Source organism: Kutzneria sp. NPDC052558 (assembly GCF_044547355.1).
Lineage (GTDB): Bacteria > Actinomycetota > Actinomycetes > Mycobacteriales > Pseudonocardiaceae > Kutzneria.
This window is the reverse complement of sequence record NZ_JBIUAG010000017.1, coordinates 52,679-67,614: the sequence shown is the minus strand read 5'-3', so window position 1 is coordinate 67,614 and position 14,936 is coordinate 52,679. Positions and strand designations below refer to the sequence as shown.

Annotated in this window: 15 protein-coding genes; 7 read left to right on the top strand and 8 right to left on the bottom strand. The window is 70.3% G+C overall.

Features of this window, described 5'->3' with window-relative positions; genetic code table 11:
- Nucleotides 1-87 precede the first annotated feature (87 nt).
- Nucleotides 88-1,320 carry a primosomal protein gene (locus ACIG5F_RS28280; RefSeq protein ID WP_396522561.1) on the bottom strand — a complete coding sequence of 411 codons (1,233 nt, stop codon included), beginning with the start codon at nucleotides 1,318-1,320 and terminating at the stop codon, nucleotides 88-90.
- 80 nt (nucleotides 1,321-1,400) lie between these two features.
- Nucleotides 1,401-2,066: a hypothetical protein gene (locus ACIG5F_RS28275; RefSeq protein ID WP_396522559.1), complete on the bottom strand. Its 666-nt coding sequence runs from the start codon at nucleotides 2,064-2,066 to the stop codon at nucleotides 1,401-1,403.
- Between the two features lie 134 nt (nucleotides 2,067-2,200).
- Between ACIG5F_RS28275 and ACIG5F_RS28270 the strand changes: the two genes are divergently transcribed.
- Nucleotides 2,201-2,782: an SMI1/KNR4 family protein gene (locus ACIG5F_RS28270; RefSeq protein WP_396522557.1), complete on the top strand. Its 582-nt coding sequence runs from the start codon at nucleotides 2,201-2,203 to the stop codon at nucleotides 2,780-2,782.
- Between the two features lie 210 nt (nucleotides 2,783-2,992).
- Here the strand turns inward: ACIG5F_RS28270 and ACIG5F_RS28265 are convergent, their stop codons facing one another.
- The 6 genes from ACIG5F_RS28265 to ACIG5F_RS28240 all read right to left on the bottom strand — a co-directional run bounded on the left by ACIG5F_RS28265 (nucleotide 2,993) and on the right by ACIG5F_RS28240 (nucleotide 9,775).
- Nucleotides 2,993-4,276, bottom strand: a complete 1,284-nt coding sequence (locus ACIG5F_RS28265; RefSeq protein ID WP_396522555.1) for a thymidine phosphorylase — start codon at nucleotides 4,274-4,276, stop codon at nucleotides 2,993-2,995.
- On the bottom strand, nucleotides 4,273-4,662 hold the full coding sequence (locus ACIG5F_RS28260; protein ID WP_396522553.1) for a cytidine deaminase: 390 nt from the start codon (nucleotides 4,660-4,662) through the stop codon (nucleotides 4,273-4,275). The genes ACIG5F_RS28265 and ACIG5F_RS28260 overlap by 4 nt, the downstream gene beginning before the upstream one ends.
- Nucleotides 4,663-5,919: an ABC transporter permease gene (locus ACIG5F_RS28255; RefSeq protein WP_396522806.1), complete on the bottom strand. Its 1,257-nt coding sequence runs from the start codon at nucleotides 5,917-5,919 to the stop codon at nucleotides 4,663-4,665.
- Nucleotides 5,920-5,924: 5 nt separating this feature from the next.
- Nucleotides 5,925-7,004: an ABC transporter permease gene (locus ACIG5F_RS28250; RefSeq protein ID WP_396522551.1), complete on the bottom strand. Its 1,080-nt coding sequence runs from the start codon at nucleotides 7,002-7,004 to the stop codon at nucleotides 5,925-5,927.
- On the bottom strand, nucleotides 7,004-8,557 hold the full coding sequence (locus tag ACIG5F_RS28245) for an ABC transporter ATP-binding protein (RefSeq protein ID WP_396522549.1): 1,554 nt from the start codon (nucleotides 8,555-8,557) through the stop codon (nucleotides 7,004-7,006). The genes ACIG5F_RS28250 and ACIG5F_RS28245 overlap by 1 nt, the downstream gene beginning before the upstream one ends.
- 75 nt (nucleotides 8,558-8,632) lie before the next feature.
- Complete coding sequence (locus tag ACIG5F_RS28240; protein WP_396522547.1) at nucleotides 8,633-9,775, bottom strand: BMP family protein; 1,143 nt, start codon at nucleotides 9,773-9,775, stop codon at nucleotides 8,633-8,635.
- Nucleotides 9,776-10,023: 248 nt separating this feature from the next.
- Between ACIG5F_RS28240 and ACIG5F_RS28235 the strand changes: the two genes are divergently transcribed.
- From ACIG5F_RS28235 to ACIG5F_RS28210, 6 genes are all read left to right on the top strand, one after another.
- On the top strand, nucleotides 10,024-11,424 hold the full coding sequence (locus tag ACIG5F_RS28235) for a hypothetical protein (RefSeq protein WP_396522545.1): 1,401 nt from the start codon (nucleotides 10,024-10,026) through the stop codon (nucleotides 11,422-11,424).
- 5 nt (nucleotides 11,425-11,429) lie between these two features.
- Nucleotides 11,430-11,786, top strand: coding sequence for a toxin-antitoxin system YwqK family antitoxin (locus ACIG5F_RS28230; RefSeq protein WP_396522543.1), 357 nt, complete (start codon nucleotides 11,430-11,432; stop codon nucleotides 11,784-11,786).
- Between the two features lie 84 nt (nucleotides 11,787-11,870).
- Entirely contained in the window at nucleotides 11,871-13,241 is a 1,371-nt protein-coding gene (locus tag ACIG5F_RS28225; RefSeq protein ID WP_396522541.1) for a pentapeptide repeat-containing protein, read from the top strand.
- Nucleotides 13,238-13,906 carry an endonuclease V gene (locus ACIG5F_RS28220; RefSeq protein ID WP_396522539.1) on the top strand — a complete coding sequence of 223 codons (669 nt, stop codon included), beginning with the start codon at nucleotides 13,238-13,240 and terminating at the stop codon, nucleotides 13,904-13,906. Before ACIG5F_RS28225 ends, ACIG5F_RS28220 begins: the two co-directional genes overlap by 4 nt.
- 161 nt (nucleotides 13,907-14,067) lie before the next feature.
- On the top strand, nucleotides 14,068-14,511 hold the full coding sequence (gene sdhC, locus ACIG5F_RS28215) for a succinate dehydrogenase, cytochrome b556 subunit (protein ID WP_396522537.1): 444 nt from the start codon (nucleotides 14,068-14,070) through the stop codon (nucleotides 14,509-14,511).
- 1 nt (nucleotide 14,512) lies between these two features.
- A complete protein-coding gene (locus ACIG5F_RS28210; protein ID WP_396522535.1) occupies nucleotides 14,513-14,923 on the top strand; it encodes a succinate dehydrogenase hydrophobic membrane anchor subunit in 411 nt (136 codons plus the stop codon).
- Nucleotides 14,924-14,936 lie beyond the last annotated feature (13 nt).

The following is a 14,936-nucleotide window of genomic DNA, read 5'->3' as shown; positions in this document are numbered from 1 at the left end:
AAAACATTTGGGGTGTCGGGCTGTTCCCCCCCCCCGGGGGGGACCACCCCCCCCCTTCCACACAGCGACCAGCCCGGGAGAGCGGGATCAGTGGGTGCGGAAGCGGGCCTCGAGGCCCTCGATGAGCGCCTTCCAGGCCTCGACCTCGGCGTCGAACGGGGCGCTGGGCGCCATCCGGGTCGGGTCGGGGCGGACCACGAACGACACCAGCCAGCCCAGGCTCTCGGACTGGGCCAGGGCCTCGCTCACGGAGTCGTCGCCGGCCCACGCCGCGGCGTCCTCCAGCAGCTCGACCGCCAGGTCCAGCTGCACGGGGTCGACGGCGTCGACGCCCTCGGCGATGTCCTCGGCGATGCCGTTGAGCACGTAGACGTTGTCGTCGTGCACCTCGACCTCGAGCTCGCCGGCGGTGGCCTTGGTGGCGACCTCGTCCCAGGTGGCGACCTCGGTGATGTCGTTGCCGGCCAGCTCGTTGCCGGTGTTGACCAGGAAGCGGCCCAGCGCCTTGGCCGAGCCGAAGACGTCGATCTCGCCGCTGTGGCCCAGGAAGACCGGCTCGTCGTCGACGTAGCAGCGCAGCGTGTAGTACTCCTGGTCGCCCAGGATGATCTTGACGGGGTCGATGCCGACCTCGCCCCAGAAGCCCAGGTCCTCGGGCTCGTCGTCGGGCTCGCGCTCGGCGGCGTCCGCGTCGGCCTCGGCGTCGGCGGCCGCCTGGGCCTCGGCGTCGGCCAGCTCCTGCTCGGCCTCGGCCAGGGCCTTCTCGTCGACCTCGGGCACGGTGACGATGCCGTCGATGGCGTCGAGCACCTCGTCCCAGCGCTCGACCACGACCTTGGCCAGCTCGGTCCAGCGGCGCTCGCCGTCCCGCCCGGTGAACGGGAACGTGCCCTGCGGCAGCAGCGCGAAGCCGTCCACCGAGTCCAGCACCTCGTTGACCTTGTCCAGCTCGCACACGTCGGCCAGCGAGCGCAGGATCGACACCACGTCGGCGAGCTCGCCGATGGTCCAGGTGTCCGGGTCCTCCGACACCAGCTCGGGCACGCCCACCAGGTCGAACTGGTGGTTCTCGTCCGGCGCCAGCTCGACGGCCGACAGCGCCGGCAGCACGTGCCACGCCGGGTGGTCGGTCAGGTCGTGCTCGGTGGCGGTCCGCACGAAGGCGGCCAGCCGCGCGGCGTCCGGGAAGGCGTAGAGGTCCTCCTCGTGCCCGAGGAACGCCTCCCACTCCTCGCCTTCCTCGCGCCAGCGCGGCGCCCACAGGGTGATCAGGTCGCCCTGGGGGAGCCCGAGCTCGATCGGGACGATGTCCTGAGCCATCTGGAGACCTCCCGGTCACGGCCAGCGCTGTCTGCGGGAACGGGGCAGAGCCTACGTGGTCGCTCGATCATCACAGTTGACTAGGGGGTCTTCTCCCACACGGTCAGGTCGAAGGTCAGCTGTCCGCCCACCGCCGGATGGAACACGACCAGCGCGAACCGGCCCTGCGGGCTGGTCGTGCAGTACGCCCCGCCGGCCAGGATCTGGTTGATGTCCAGCAGCGGCGTGTACGCGGTGGCGGCGGCGCAGTCGGCGTAGCCGGAGCTCGGCTGGGTCTGCGCGAAGCCCCGGCCGGAGCTGGTGACGGTGTCCTGGGTGTCGAACCGGAGGTCGGTGAAGTAGGTCGGGTCGCTGCTCGGCACCACGTCCCAGTTGGGCTGCGTGCTGTCGAGGTTGACCCCGTAGCCGACGTTGAGCACGACCGGCGAGCCGGCCGGGGTGGCGTTGCGGACGGTGCCGACGGCGACGGTCATGGTGGTGGTCGTCGTGGTCGTGTCGGTGGTGGTCGTCGGCGCGGTCGTGGTGGTCGCAGGGGCCGAGGACGTGGTGGTCGGCGCGATGCTGGAGGGCAGGGCCGCCTGTTCGGACTGCGCGGTGCGCAGGCCCAGCAGGTAGCCGCCCATCGCGGCGGCGGCCAGCAGGGTGATCACCAGGACGATCAGGAAGGCGATCATCGGCTTGCGGTCCGGGCGCTGCGGCGGCCGGCCGTCGTCAGGCGGGGCCCACATCGTCTCGGTGTCGGACACGGCAGCCACCTCACCCATGGTCAGGGCCGCAGGTTAACCCGATCGGCGCGATGTCGTCAGCCGGAAGCCGGAAACTCCGGCCCGTCCTCCGTTGGGCGGTACCGATACGGCCGTTCTTACTCGATCATGAACGAATGGCAGTGGCCGACGCGTGGGGTCGGATCGTGCGCTGGCTGTCCTTCTACGCACCGTCCACCGGGTCGGTGCTGCGCACGATGGCAGACCGGGAAGATGTCGTGATCCTCGAGCAGGAGATCGGTGTCGACCTGCCCGACGACCTGCACGAGTGGTGGTCGGTGTGCGGTGGCACCGGGAACTCGGCGTTCGCCGAGATCATTCCCCCCTTCTACACCCCGCACGGGCCGCAGGGCGCGCTGGACGCGTTCCGGGTGCAGCGAAAGCTGTGGGCCGACACCTGGGACACGCCGGAGTGCGGGCCGGACGCCGGCTCGGCCGGCAACAGCTACCACCCGCTCTGGGTGCCGTTCGCCTTCGACGGCCTGGGCGACGCGCTGGTCGTCGACCTGCGGCCGGGCCCGCTGCGCGGCTGCGTGATGGAGTGGGACCACGAGCGGGCCGAGGCGCACGGGCCGGAGTGGCGCAGCCTCACCGAGATGCTGGAGCAGATCGCCACCGCGCTGGAGGACCGCAGCAAGGTCCGGCACAGCCGCCCCGACACCACCACCGACGGCCGCATCGACTGGCGCACCAGCTGACGCCGCAAGATCAAGGGACCGATCCTGACGTTGAACGTCAGTATGGGGCCCTTCATGACGCTGAACGCCAGGAAGGGCCCCTTCACCGCATGTCATGAAGGGGCCCTTCCTGTCATCCAGCGAGAGGAAAGGTCCCTTCACCGCGCCCAACGCCAGCAACGGGCCTTTCACCGCACCCAACGGCAGGATCGGGCCTTTCCTGGCGGGAGGTCAGCCGCGGATGGTGTCGATGATCAAGGGGGTGGCGGGTGAGGTGAGGGCGTCGCCGATGAGGATGCCGCCGGTGAGGGCGTCGCGGCCGGCGGCCAGCAGGTCCGGGGTGTCGGTGCGCAGTTCGAGCAGCGGCTGTCCCTTGTGGACGGTGTCGCCGGGCTTGGCCAGGCACAGCACGCCGGCGGCGTGCTGCACCGGATCCTCCTTGCGGGCCCGCCCGGCCCCGAGCCGCCAGGCGGCGACGCCGACGGAGTAGGCGTCCAGGCCGACGAGCACGCCGTCCTCGGCCGCCTCGACCACCTCGACGTGCTGGGCGGTGGGCAGCGGGGCCTCGGGGTCGCCGCCCTGGGCGGAGATCATCCGACACCAGGTCTCGTAGGCGTCGCCGGACGCCAGCACCCCAGCGGGGTCCACTTCGGACAGTCCGGCCAGCGAGAGCATTTCCCGGGCCAGCGCGACGGTCAGCTCCACGACGTCGGCCGGACCGCCGCCCTTGAGCACCTCGACCGACTCGGCGACCTCGACGGCGTTGCCGACGGCCCGCCCCAGCGGCACGGACATGTCGGTGAGCACCGCGCTGATCCGAAGACCGTGGTCGACGCCGATGGACACCAGGGCCCGGGCCAGCTCGGTGGCGTCGGCCAGGTTCTTCATGAACGCGCCCGAGCCGACCTTGACGTCCAGCACCAGCGAGCCGGCGCCCTCGGCGATCTTCTTGCTCATGATGGAGCTGGCGATCAGCGGCACCGACTCGACGGTCCCGGTCACGTCCCGCAGCGCGTACAGCTTGCGGTCGGCCGGGGCGAGCCCCTCGGTGGCGGCGCAGACGACCGCGCCGACCGAGCGCAGCTGGGCCCGAATGTCCTCAGTGGACAGTTGGGCTCGCCAGCCGGGAATGGACTCCAGCTTGTCCAGGGTGCCGCCGGTGTGACCGAGGCCGCGGCCGGACAGCTGCGGCACGGCGGCGCCGCAGGCGGCGACCAGCGGGGCCAGCGGCAGCGTGATCTTGTCGCCGACGCCGCCGGTGGAGTGCTTGTCCACGGTCGGCCGGTCCACGTGCAGCGTCAGCCGCTCGCCGGATTCGACCATCGCTCGGGTCCACCGCGCGGTCTCGGCGGAATCCATGCCGTTCAACAGGATTGCCATGGCCAGCGCGGACATCTGCTCCTCGGCGACCACGCCCTTGGTGTAGGCGTCGACGACCCAGTCGATCTGCTCGCTGGTCAGGGACCGCCGATCCCGCTTGGCGCGGATGATCTCGACGGCGTTGAAGTGCTTCACGGCAGGTCCTCTGGTCCGAACGCGTCTGGCAGAACTTCCCGCATCGTAAGCACACCGCGCGGGGTGTCCACCAGGCAGTCCGGGCCGCCCAGCTCGAAGATGATCTGCCGGCAGCGCCCGCACGGCATCAGCAGCTCGCCATCGCCGCTGCGACACGCCACCGCCACGAACTTGCCGCCGCCGGTCAGCCGCAGCTGCCCGGCCATCGTGCACTCGGCGCACAAAGCCACGCCGTAGGCGGCGTTCTCGACGTTGCAGCCGGTCACGACGCGCCCGTCGTCGCACAGGGCGGCGGCCCCGACCTGAAGCCCCGAGTAGGGGCAGTAGGCCGACGCCGCCGCGGCCACGGCTTCGCGCCGCAGCAACTTCCAGTCCACAGTGGACAACTAACTTCCCTGTCCTCGTCGGTACACCAGGCCATCGGCCGCCGGCATCCGCAATCGTTGGGACGACATGGCCAACACCACGATGGTCACGATGTGCGGCAGGTAGGTGGTCAGCTCCTGCGGCAGCGATTCGATCGACAGGTACAGCAGGTACAGCGCACCGCCGACCAGGACGGACACCAGGCCGACGATCCACTTGCGACGGATCAGCTGCACCAGCGCGATCACCCAGACCAGCAGCGAGATGCCGTAGAACAGGCCCAGCACGGTCTTGCCGTCGGTCAGCGTCTGCAGGCCGTCGGCGTAGCCGAACAGCGCCGCGCCGCCGAGCAGGCCGCCCGGCCGCCAGTTGCCGAAGATCATGGCGGCCAGACCGATGTAGCCGCGGCCGTTGGTCTGGTTCTCCAGGTAGCCGTTCTGGCCGGGGGCCAGCACCAGCGCCGCGCCGCCGAGCCCGGCGAAGCCGCCGGAGATCACCACGGCCACGTACTTCTGCAGGTACACGTTGACGCCCAACGACTCCGCCGCCACCGGGTTCTCGCCGCAGGACCGCAGCCGCAGGCCGAACCGGGTGTGCCACAGCACCACGAAGCTGATCGGCACCAACAGGATGGTAATCATCGTCAGCGGGGACACCCCGGACAGCACGCCGTGCAGGATGCCGGCCACGTCGGAGATGACGTACCGCTGCTGCTTCTCCAGGTCGGCCAGCCAGTCCGCGACCGGCTGCGCCGAGTAGGTGTCGAAGCCCTCCACCTTCGGCGACTGCCGCGGGTTGTGCGACACCGGCGCGAAGATCAGCGTGGACAGGTACTTGGCGACACCGGCGCCGAGCAGGTTGATCGCCACACCGGACACGATGTGGTTGACGCCGAAGGTGACCGTGGCCAGCGCGTGCAGCAGGCCGCCCAGCGCGCCGAACACGATGCCGCCGACCACCGCCGACCACGGGCCCCACTGGTAGCCGGCCCAGGCCGCGCCCCAGGTGCCGAGGATCATCATGCCCTCGAGGCCGATGTTGACCACACCGGCCCGCTCCGCCCACAGGCCGCCGAGACCGGCCAGCAGCAGCGGCACCGCCAGCTGGAGTCCGGCCTGGACGGTGGAGGTGGCGGTGATGTTGGGCAGGCCGGTCAGGTCCGCGGTCACGGTGAGCAGCACGATGGCCGCCAGCGTCCACAGAATTCCGTTGGCCCAGCCGGGAAGCCTGCGCCTGACCGGGGCGGCGGCGCGGGTGACCGACGCCGGAGGGTTCATGTCGATCACGACGCGCTCCCGGTGGTCGCGGCGGCCAGCTGGCTGCCGACCCTGCGTTGCTCAGCGGCCAGTTCGAGCCGGCGGATCACCTCGTAGGACACGACGACCGACAGCACGATCGCGCCCTGCATGATGGTGACGATCTCCCGGGGCACCTGGATCACGTCCAGCGACACCGCGGCCTGGTCCAGGAAGGCCCACAGCACCGCGCCGAAGGCGATGCCGCCGGGGTTGTTGCGCCCGAGCAGCGCCACCGCGATGCCGGTGAAGCCGTAGCCCTGCGGGGAGATCAGCGTGTACGTGTGGTCGCGGCCGAGCAGTTCCGGCAGCGCGGTGAGGCCCGCGATCGCGCCGGACAGCAGCATCGCGATCACGATCATGCGCTTGGCGTCCACGCCGCCGGCAGTGGCCGCGGTCGGCGACTCGCCGGAGGCCTGAAGCTCGAAGCCGAACCGGGTGCGGTTGAGCATCACCCAGTAGCCCACGCCGACAAGGACGGCGATCACCACGAACCCGAAGACCGTGCCGGCCGAGCCGAGCGGGATGCCCGGGATCCAGTCGGCGGCCGGGATCGGCCGGGTGCCGATGTTGTTGTTGCTCAGCACGCCGAACGCGCCCTGCTTGATCAGCAGCGCGATGATGCCCAGCGAGATGGCGTTGAGCATGATGGTCGTGATCACCTCGCTGACGCCGCGGGTGACCTTGAGGATCGCCGGCAGCGCCGCGAACACCGCGCCACCGAGCATGGCCACCGCGATGATCACGATCTGGCCCAGCACCGGCGGCAGGTTCAGCTCGCCGCCGACGATCGCCGCGAACACCGCGCCGATCCGGTACTGGCCCTCGACGCCGATGTTGAACAGGTTCATCTTGAACCCGATGGCGACCGCGATGCCGACCAGGTAGTAGACCGACGCGCTGTTGATGATGTCCACGGCGGTGGTGTTGTGGCCGACCTGCACCACCATCACGGCCAGCGCCCGGGCCGGATTGGCGCCCGAGACGATCAGGGCCACCGAACACAGCAGCGCCGAGAACACGATCGCCACCACGGGCGGCAACAGCTTGCCACGCAGCGAGCGCATCAGGCCTCCACCTCTCCACCGGTCGTCGCGCCGGTCATGGCGCTGCCCAGTTCCTCGGGCGTGACCGTCGCCGGATCGGCGTCCGCGACCAGCCGTCCGCGCAGCATCACCTTGATCGTGTCGGACAGGCCGATCAGCTCGTCCAGGTCGGCCGACACCAGCAGCACGGCCAGGCCGGCGCTGCGGGCCTGCTTGATCTGCTCCCAGATCAGGGCCTGCGCGCCGACGTCGACGCCGCGGGTCGGGTGCGAGGCGATCAGCAGCACCGGGTCGCCGGACAGCTCGCGGCCGACGATGAGCTTCTGCTGGTTGCCGCCGGACAGCGCGGCCGCCGGCACCTCGATGCCGGGCGTGCGGACGTCGAACTGCTCGACGATGCGCGCGGTGTCCTTGCGGGCCCCCTCCACGTCCAGCCAGCGCCCGTTGACCACGGGCTTGCGGGTCTGGAAGCCCAGGATCCGGTTGAACCACAACGACTGTGTGAGCAGCAGGCCGTGCCGGTGCCGGTCCTCGGGGATGTAGCCGATGCCGGCCTCGCGGCGGTGCAGCGTGTTCAGCTTGGACAGGTCGGTGATCGCACCGTCGGAGTTGACCAGCAGCACCGAGCCGCCGTCGGCCCGGCGCATGCCCATGATCGCCTCGACCAGCTCGGTCTGGCCGTTGCCCTCGACGCCGGCGATGCCGACGACCTCGCCCGCGTGCACGGCCAGGTCGATCTCGTCGAGCACGGTGCGCCCGCCGGCGTCGGAAAGGTGCAGCCCGGCCACGGTCAGCACGGCCCGGTCGGTCACGGTGGACTCGCGGGTCTCGGGGCTGGGCAGCTCGGAGCCGACCATCATCTCGGCCAGCTGGCGCGAGGTGACCGTCTTCGGGTCGACGGTGCCGACGGTGGTGCCACGGCGGATCACCGTGATGCTGTCGGCGATGGCCCGCACCTCGTCCAGCTTGTGCGAGATGAACAGGAACGTGAAGCCCTGCTCGCGCATGCCGCGCAGGGTGTCGAACAGCTCGTCGACCTCCTGCGGCACCAGCACGGCGGTCGGCTCGTCGAGGATGATGATCCGGGCGCCGCGGTAGAGCACCTTGAGGATCTCCACCCGCTGCCGGTCGGCCACACCGAGCTGCTCGACCAGCTCGCCGGGATCGACGCGCAGGCCGGTCTGGCCGGCCAGCTCCTGGATGCGGGCGCGGGCCCGGCCGCCGATGCCGTGCAGCGACTCGGCGCCGAGCACGACGTTCTCCTGCACGGTGAGGTTGTCGGCGAGCATGAAGTGCTGGTGCACCATGCCGATGCCGGCCTTGATGGCGTCGGCCGGGGTGCGGAAGCGGATCTCGGCGCCGCCCACCTCGATGGTGCCCTCGTCCGGCTGCTGCATGCCGTAGAGGATCTTCATCAGGGTGGACTTGCCGGCGCCGTTCTCGCCGCACAGCGCGTGCACCTCGCCGGACCGGACGGTGAGCCGGATGTCGTCGTTGGCCACGACGCCGGGGAAGCGCTTGGTGATCCCGGTGAGCGCGACCGCGGGGGCGCCGCGGTCGGTGGCGGTGGTCATGGGGGACTCCTTACAGCACTACCGCGGGCCCGGCCAATCTGGCGGGCCCGCGGTAGGGGTGCGTTGCCGCAGTGGTCAGCTGCCGGACAGGGTCGAGGGGACCTTGATCGCGCCGGAGATGATCTGGGCCTTGTAGGCGTCGACGGTGCTCTTGATGTCGTCGATCTTGCCGCCCGAGGTGGCGTAGTCCACGCCGCCCACCGCCAGGTCGAAGACCTTGGGGATGCTGGTCAGGTCGTTGGCCGCGACGCCGCGCACGAAGTCGTAGACCGCGGTGTCGACCCGCTTCATCATCGAGGAGATGATGATGTCCTTGTCGTCGGCCACGGTCGGCTGCTTGTACTGGTCGGAGTCGCAGCCGATGGCGTACGAGCCGCTCTTGGACTTGGCCGCGTCGAAGACACCCTTGTTGGAGTTGCCGGCCGCGGCGTAGACGACGTCGGCGCCGGCCGACAGCTCGCCCTGGGCGACCAGGCGGCCCTTGTCCGGGGCCTGGAAGCCGGTGTTGTCGCCGGCCGGGGTGATGTACTTGTCCTCGATCTTGATGTCCGGGGCGGCCGCCTTGGCGCCCGCGTCGAAGCCGGCCTGGAACTTCTGGATCAGCGGCACGTTCACGCCGCCGACGAAGCCGACGTGGCAGGACTTGGACTTGTAGGCCGCGATCACGCCGACCAGGAAGGAACCCTGCTCCTCGGTGAAGGTCAGCGGGGTGACGTTCGGCGAGTTCTCTACCGTCGAGTCGACGATGGCGAACTTGGTGTTCGGGAACTCCTTGGCCACGGTCTGGAGCGCCGGGCCGTATGCGAAGCCGACCGTGACGATCGGGTTGTAGCCCTGCTGCGCCATCTGGCGGAGCCGGTCCGCCTTGGCCGCGTCCGACTCGTTCGGCGAGGCCGTCGTCTCCTTGACGTCCTTCACGCCCAACTGCGCCTTGGCCTCGTCAAGGCCGGCCGCCGCCGCGTCGTTGAACGACGCGTCGCCGCGGCCGCCGATGTCGTAGGCCAGGCCCACCTTGAGGGCGCTGCCGTCCACCTTGGTCGAGCTGGTGGTGGTGCTCGAGCCCGCCGCGGCGGCCGTGGGCGGCGTGTTCAGCTTGCAGCCGCTGCCCGACGACGCGTTGCTGCTGCCGCCAGCGCTGCTGGACGTGCTGTCCTTGGCACACGCGGCCATCGACATCACGCTGGTCAGCGCGATCGCCGCTACCGCTACTCCACGCATTCGACGCACGGTTGGTCGTCCTCTCCCTGCTCCGGCGAGCTGCGATCCCCGACCCCGTTGTCGGTGCCGGTCCCGCCGAGGGCGAAACGGTACCTCCCGGTCCCCGGCCCACGACACCGGTCACGGTCCGTGTAACCGAATCGTTGACCCGGCCGGACGAACTGTCGGCGCATATTTACTCTTCGTAACCAGGAACCGGGGACGGCCGTAACACGTCGAATGCCCGACCAGGACCGGGGAGGCCGCGTGTGAGCAAGATCCATACGAATCCGGATCATCTGCGCCGTTCGGGCAGCAACCTGTCGAAGTTCGGGCAGACCGTCTCCGCCGCAGGCGAGAAGCTCGACACCGCCGGGCAGAACCTCGTCCAGCACGCCGGCAACGACCGGTCCGGCATCGGCTCGGTGGTGGCCAAGGCGATGGGCCGCGGGGTCGAGATCACCGGCAAGGTGTTCAAGGAGGGCGGCCGGGTCGCCGACAAGGCCGGCCAGAACCTGGGCAAGACCGGCGACCTGCACGAGGAGGCCGACCACAAGGGCCGGGACGGGCTGCTCAAGGTCCATCCTGACGCCAAGTCCAAGCACCTGCCCGGCGGCGGCACGCGCAGCGCCTCCGGCGTCAGCACCGGGAGCGGCAGCGGCGGCAAGGACGTCAAGAACGTCTCCGGCGGCGGCGGGCGGGGCGGCAGCACTGTCGGCGGCGGGGGCGGCGGCCACGACAAAACCCCGCCGAAGCTGCCCGGCGGGGGTGGCGGCGGCAACGGTCCGAACAACCCGCCGCCCGGTGGCGGCGGAGGCGGCGGAGGTGGCGGCGGCAACCCACCCCACATCCCGGGCGGCAAGGACGGCGGTCCGTTCTCCAAGCCGCTCAACTCGGAGACCAAGAAGCTGGAGCAGATCGACGAGTCCCGGGTCGACCGGGACAAGAACGGGCTGATCACGCACGTCGACAAGAAGCCGGTCGAGCAGTACACGACCGGGATCGCGCAGGGCCGCGCGCAGCAATACCACGACGCACAGAAGGCCGAGGTCGAGCGGACCCGGCACATCGACGACGAAAACGCCCGGCGCAAGGCCGAATACCAGGCACAGCGCGATGAGTACAAGCGTCAGGTCGACGAACTGAAGGCCCAGGGCCGGCAGCGGGAGATCGGCTCGCTGGACAAGCCGCGGCCACCCGAGCGGCTCGACAACACGCCGGACATCAGCTCCAACTCCATCGGCCAGGTCACCGCGGTGTCGGTCGACCGCCGCACCGGCGCGGTCTGGGAGGGTGCGAACGGCGTCAACGAAGACCTGGCCGACCCGCTGCATCCGGCGCTGCAGGGCCGGTACGACCACGTCGAGGACCTGCGCGCGGACCCTGCCAACAACATGCATCCCGACCACCCGCTGGGGCATGCCGAGGTGAAGGCCGTCAACGCCTCGCTGTGGGAACGGCAGCGGCTGTACGACGAGGGCAAGATGGATCACCCGCCGACCGAGGCGGACCTGCCGGAGATGCGGGTGGACAACTACTTCCCGTTCGGCCCCGAGGTGAAGCAGGCGCCGTGTTGCGCGAACTGCAATGTAACGTTGGAGGGCGTGCCGAGCAACGCTGGCAGGCTCACCGCATTCCCAGGTGAAAAGGGCGAGTTCATTCCGGAGTGAGGCACATGGAGCGCATCGACATCCAGACCGACGAGGTCGAGTGGGACGACAGCGCGCGCCTGCTGCACCGGGGCGTGCCGTTCACCGGCGAGGCGGTCACGCACAACTGGCTCGACGAGGTGACGTCGTTGATCACCTACGTCGACGGCATCCGCGAAGGCGTGCAGCGGGAGTGGTACGACGGCGAGGAACTCAAGGCCGAGCGGACCATCCACAACGGACGGGTTGTCGGGCCGTCGCGGGAGTGGCACCCCAACGGCCAGCTGGCCAAGGAGAAGCGGTTCGACGAGCGCGGACTGCTGGTGTCGGAGAACCTCTGGGACGAGGACGGCCAGCCGGTCGGCGGCCACGGCAGGCTGTGAAACGCTTCGACGCGAAGCACAATGCCGTCCCCTTGCGGAGAACGGGGATGTCCGAGCGGGTCCGGTGACAGTACGGTCGTAAGGGTGAGTGAGTGGCTGCCGGTCCGCTGGCCGGACGATGACGACGCGGCGGTCGCGCTGGAGGACTGGCTCGACGAAGGCGTCGGCGACTTCACGGGACTGGACCTGCGCGGGGCGGACCTGACGGGGGCGCCGCTGAGCGGGGCGGTGCTGGCCGGGGCGGACCTGCGGGACGTGGTGCTGCGCAAGGCGGAGCTGGACGAGGCCCAGCTGACCAGCGCGGATCTGCGCGGGGCCGACCTGGCGGATGCGCAGTTGCAGGACGCGAACCTGGACGACGCGAACCTGGCCGGGGCGAGGCTGAGCGGGGCCAACCTGACCCGGGTGTCGGCGATCGGCGCGGTGTTCAAGGACGCGGATCTGCGCGGGGCGAACCTGACGGCGGCGATGCTGGACGACGTGGACCTGTCGGCGGCGAACCTGGCGGAAGCGGTGCTGGACGGCGCTTTCCTGCCGCCGAGGGCCAAGCGCATCGAGCTGTACGGGGACGCGCCGACCCACGACGAGCGGGGCCGGCTGATCCACGGCGGCGAGCCGTTCACCGGGGAGCTGGTCCGGGAGAACGGGGATCGCCTGCTGTCACTGGAGATCTACCAGGACGGCGAGCGCCGGACGACCAGAACCTGGTACGACAGCGGCATTCTGCGCAGCGACGGGGACCGGCGCTGGCATCCCAACGGCATGCCGGCACAGGACGGCGCGAGCGTCTGGGACGAGCGCGGCGAGCCGACGACCCGGGTCGACCGGGCCCGAACGATCGAGCGGGACGGCGTCAGAACCCTCGACGGGGCCCCGTTCACCGGCCAGCTGGCCGAGGGCGACAAGATCACGTCCTACCGGGACGGCGTGCCCGACGGCCCCTGGTGGTCCCCGGACGCGGAGGGCCGGCACGAGCAGGGCGTCCGGGTCGGGGAATGGCGGCGCTGGCACCGCAACGGCCGGCTCCGGGACCTGACCGTGCACGACCAGAAAGGCGCCGTCACCAAGATCCAGCGCTGGGATGACGGCGGTTTCCTCACCGACGAGCGCGAGGCGCCGTCCGACGAGCCGCCGCTGCCCCGCATCGACCTCCAGGTCAGCACCGTGGAGTGGGACGACGGCGCGCGCCTGCGGCACGACGGCCACGCCTTCACCGGCGAGGCGGTGACCCACGGCTACAGCGGCGAGGTGACGTCGCTGGTGACCTACCGCTACGGCGTGGAGGACGGCCCGCGCCGCGAGTGGTACGAGGATGGCACGCCCAAGTCGGAGCAGACGGTGCGCAAAGGCGTGGTCGTCGGCGTGGCCCGGGACTGGCGCCCGGACGGCCGGCTGGCCCGCGAGCGGATCTTCGACGAGCGCGGCGAGATGGCCTCGGACAGGCGCTTCCCGTGAACCTGATCGACGACTGGCCCTCGACTCCCGAGCAGGCGATCGAGCTCCAGATCCGGATGGCCCCGCTGGTGGACCCGCGCCCGCCGGCCGACTTCCGGCCCCGCACGGCCGCCGGCCTGGACGTGGCCTACGACGAGGGATCGGACCGGCTGGCCGCGGCGGTGGTGGTGCTCGATATCGGGTCACTCGAAACGGTGGATCGGGCGGTTGTGCCTGGCGTCACAGATTTCCCTTACGTGCCAGGCTTGTTCGCATTCCGTGAACTGCCGGCGCTGCTGGCCGCGCTCGATCGGCTGACGGTGTCGCCCGATCTGTTGATCTGCGACGGCCAGGGCGTGGCCCATCCCCGCCGGTTCGGCCTGGCCAGCCACCTGGGCGTGGTCACCGGGCTGCCGTCGGTCGGCGTGGCCAAGACCCCGATGGGCCACTACGACCCGCCCGGCCCCGAGCGCGGCGACTGGACGCCGCTCAGGGACGGCGACGACGTGGTGGGGCGGGCTTTGCGCACCCAGCGGGAGGTCAAGCCGCTGTTCGTCTCGATCGGACACCGGATCGACCTGGACACCGCGTGCGCGCAGGTGTTGCGGCTGGCCCCGAAGTACCGGCAGCCCGAGACCACCCGCCGCGCCGACCGGCTGTGCCGGGACGCCCTGCTTGATCGTTAAAGCGGCCTGGACCACACCGTCTCATGTCTCATCGATCACAGACGGCCGCTCGCCGTTGGGCCGGGAACAGACCCCCGGTCTAGCATCCGGAGGGTCAAGGCCCCGTGCTGCCGCACGCCTTGGGGCCGTGCCCACCACTGACGCTGGAGGCCACCCGCACCATGGCCAGTACCACCGCCCCGCCGACGGGCGCAGCAGAGGGAACAGGGGGCAGCAGCCGGCGCGGTAGCACCGTCTACCGCGGCGATCTGGGCATGTGGTCCTGGGTGGCCCACCGGATCACCGGGGTGCTGACCTTCTTCTTCCTGTTCGCGCATGTGCTGGACACCGCGGTCGTTCGGGTCTCGCCGAACGCCTACGACAAGGTGATCGAGCTCTACAAGAACCCGCTCGTCAACCTGTTGGAGCTCGGCCTGGTCGCGGCGGTGCTCTACCACGCGCTCAACGGCATCCGGATCATGCTGGTCGACTTCTGGGCCAAGGGCCCGCGCTTCCAGCGCCCGATGCTGTGGGCGATCATCGTGATCTGGGTGGTCGTGATGGTGCCCGGCGCGTACTTCATGCTCCAGCGCAGCTTCATCACGGTCTTCGGCGGTGGCAACTGACATGAGCACCCTCGACATCTCGGCGCCGCGCAGCCCTCGCCGCCCGGCGGCCCGCCGGAGCAACTTCGAGCTCTACAGCTGGCTGTTCATGCGGCTGTCCGGCCTGCTGCTGATCGTGCTGGTGCTCGGGCACCTGTTCATCATGAACATCCTCGACGGCGGCGTGCACCGGATCAACTTCGCCTTCGTCGCCGGCCGCTGGTCCTCGCCGTTCTGGCAGTTCTGGGATCTGTCCATGCTGTGGCTGGCCGAGCTGCACGGCGGCAACGGCCTGCGCACCGTGATCAACGACTACGCGCGCAAGGACACCACCCGGTTCTGGCTGAAGATCCTGCTGTACGTGTCCATGGCGCTGATCCTGGCCCTGGGCAGCTTCGTGATCTTCACCTTCGACCCGAACATCAGCGGCTGACCGCGGGAGACGC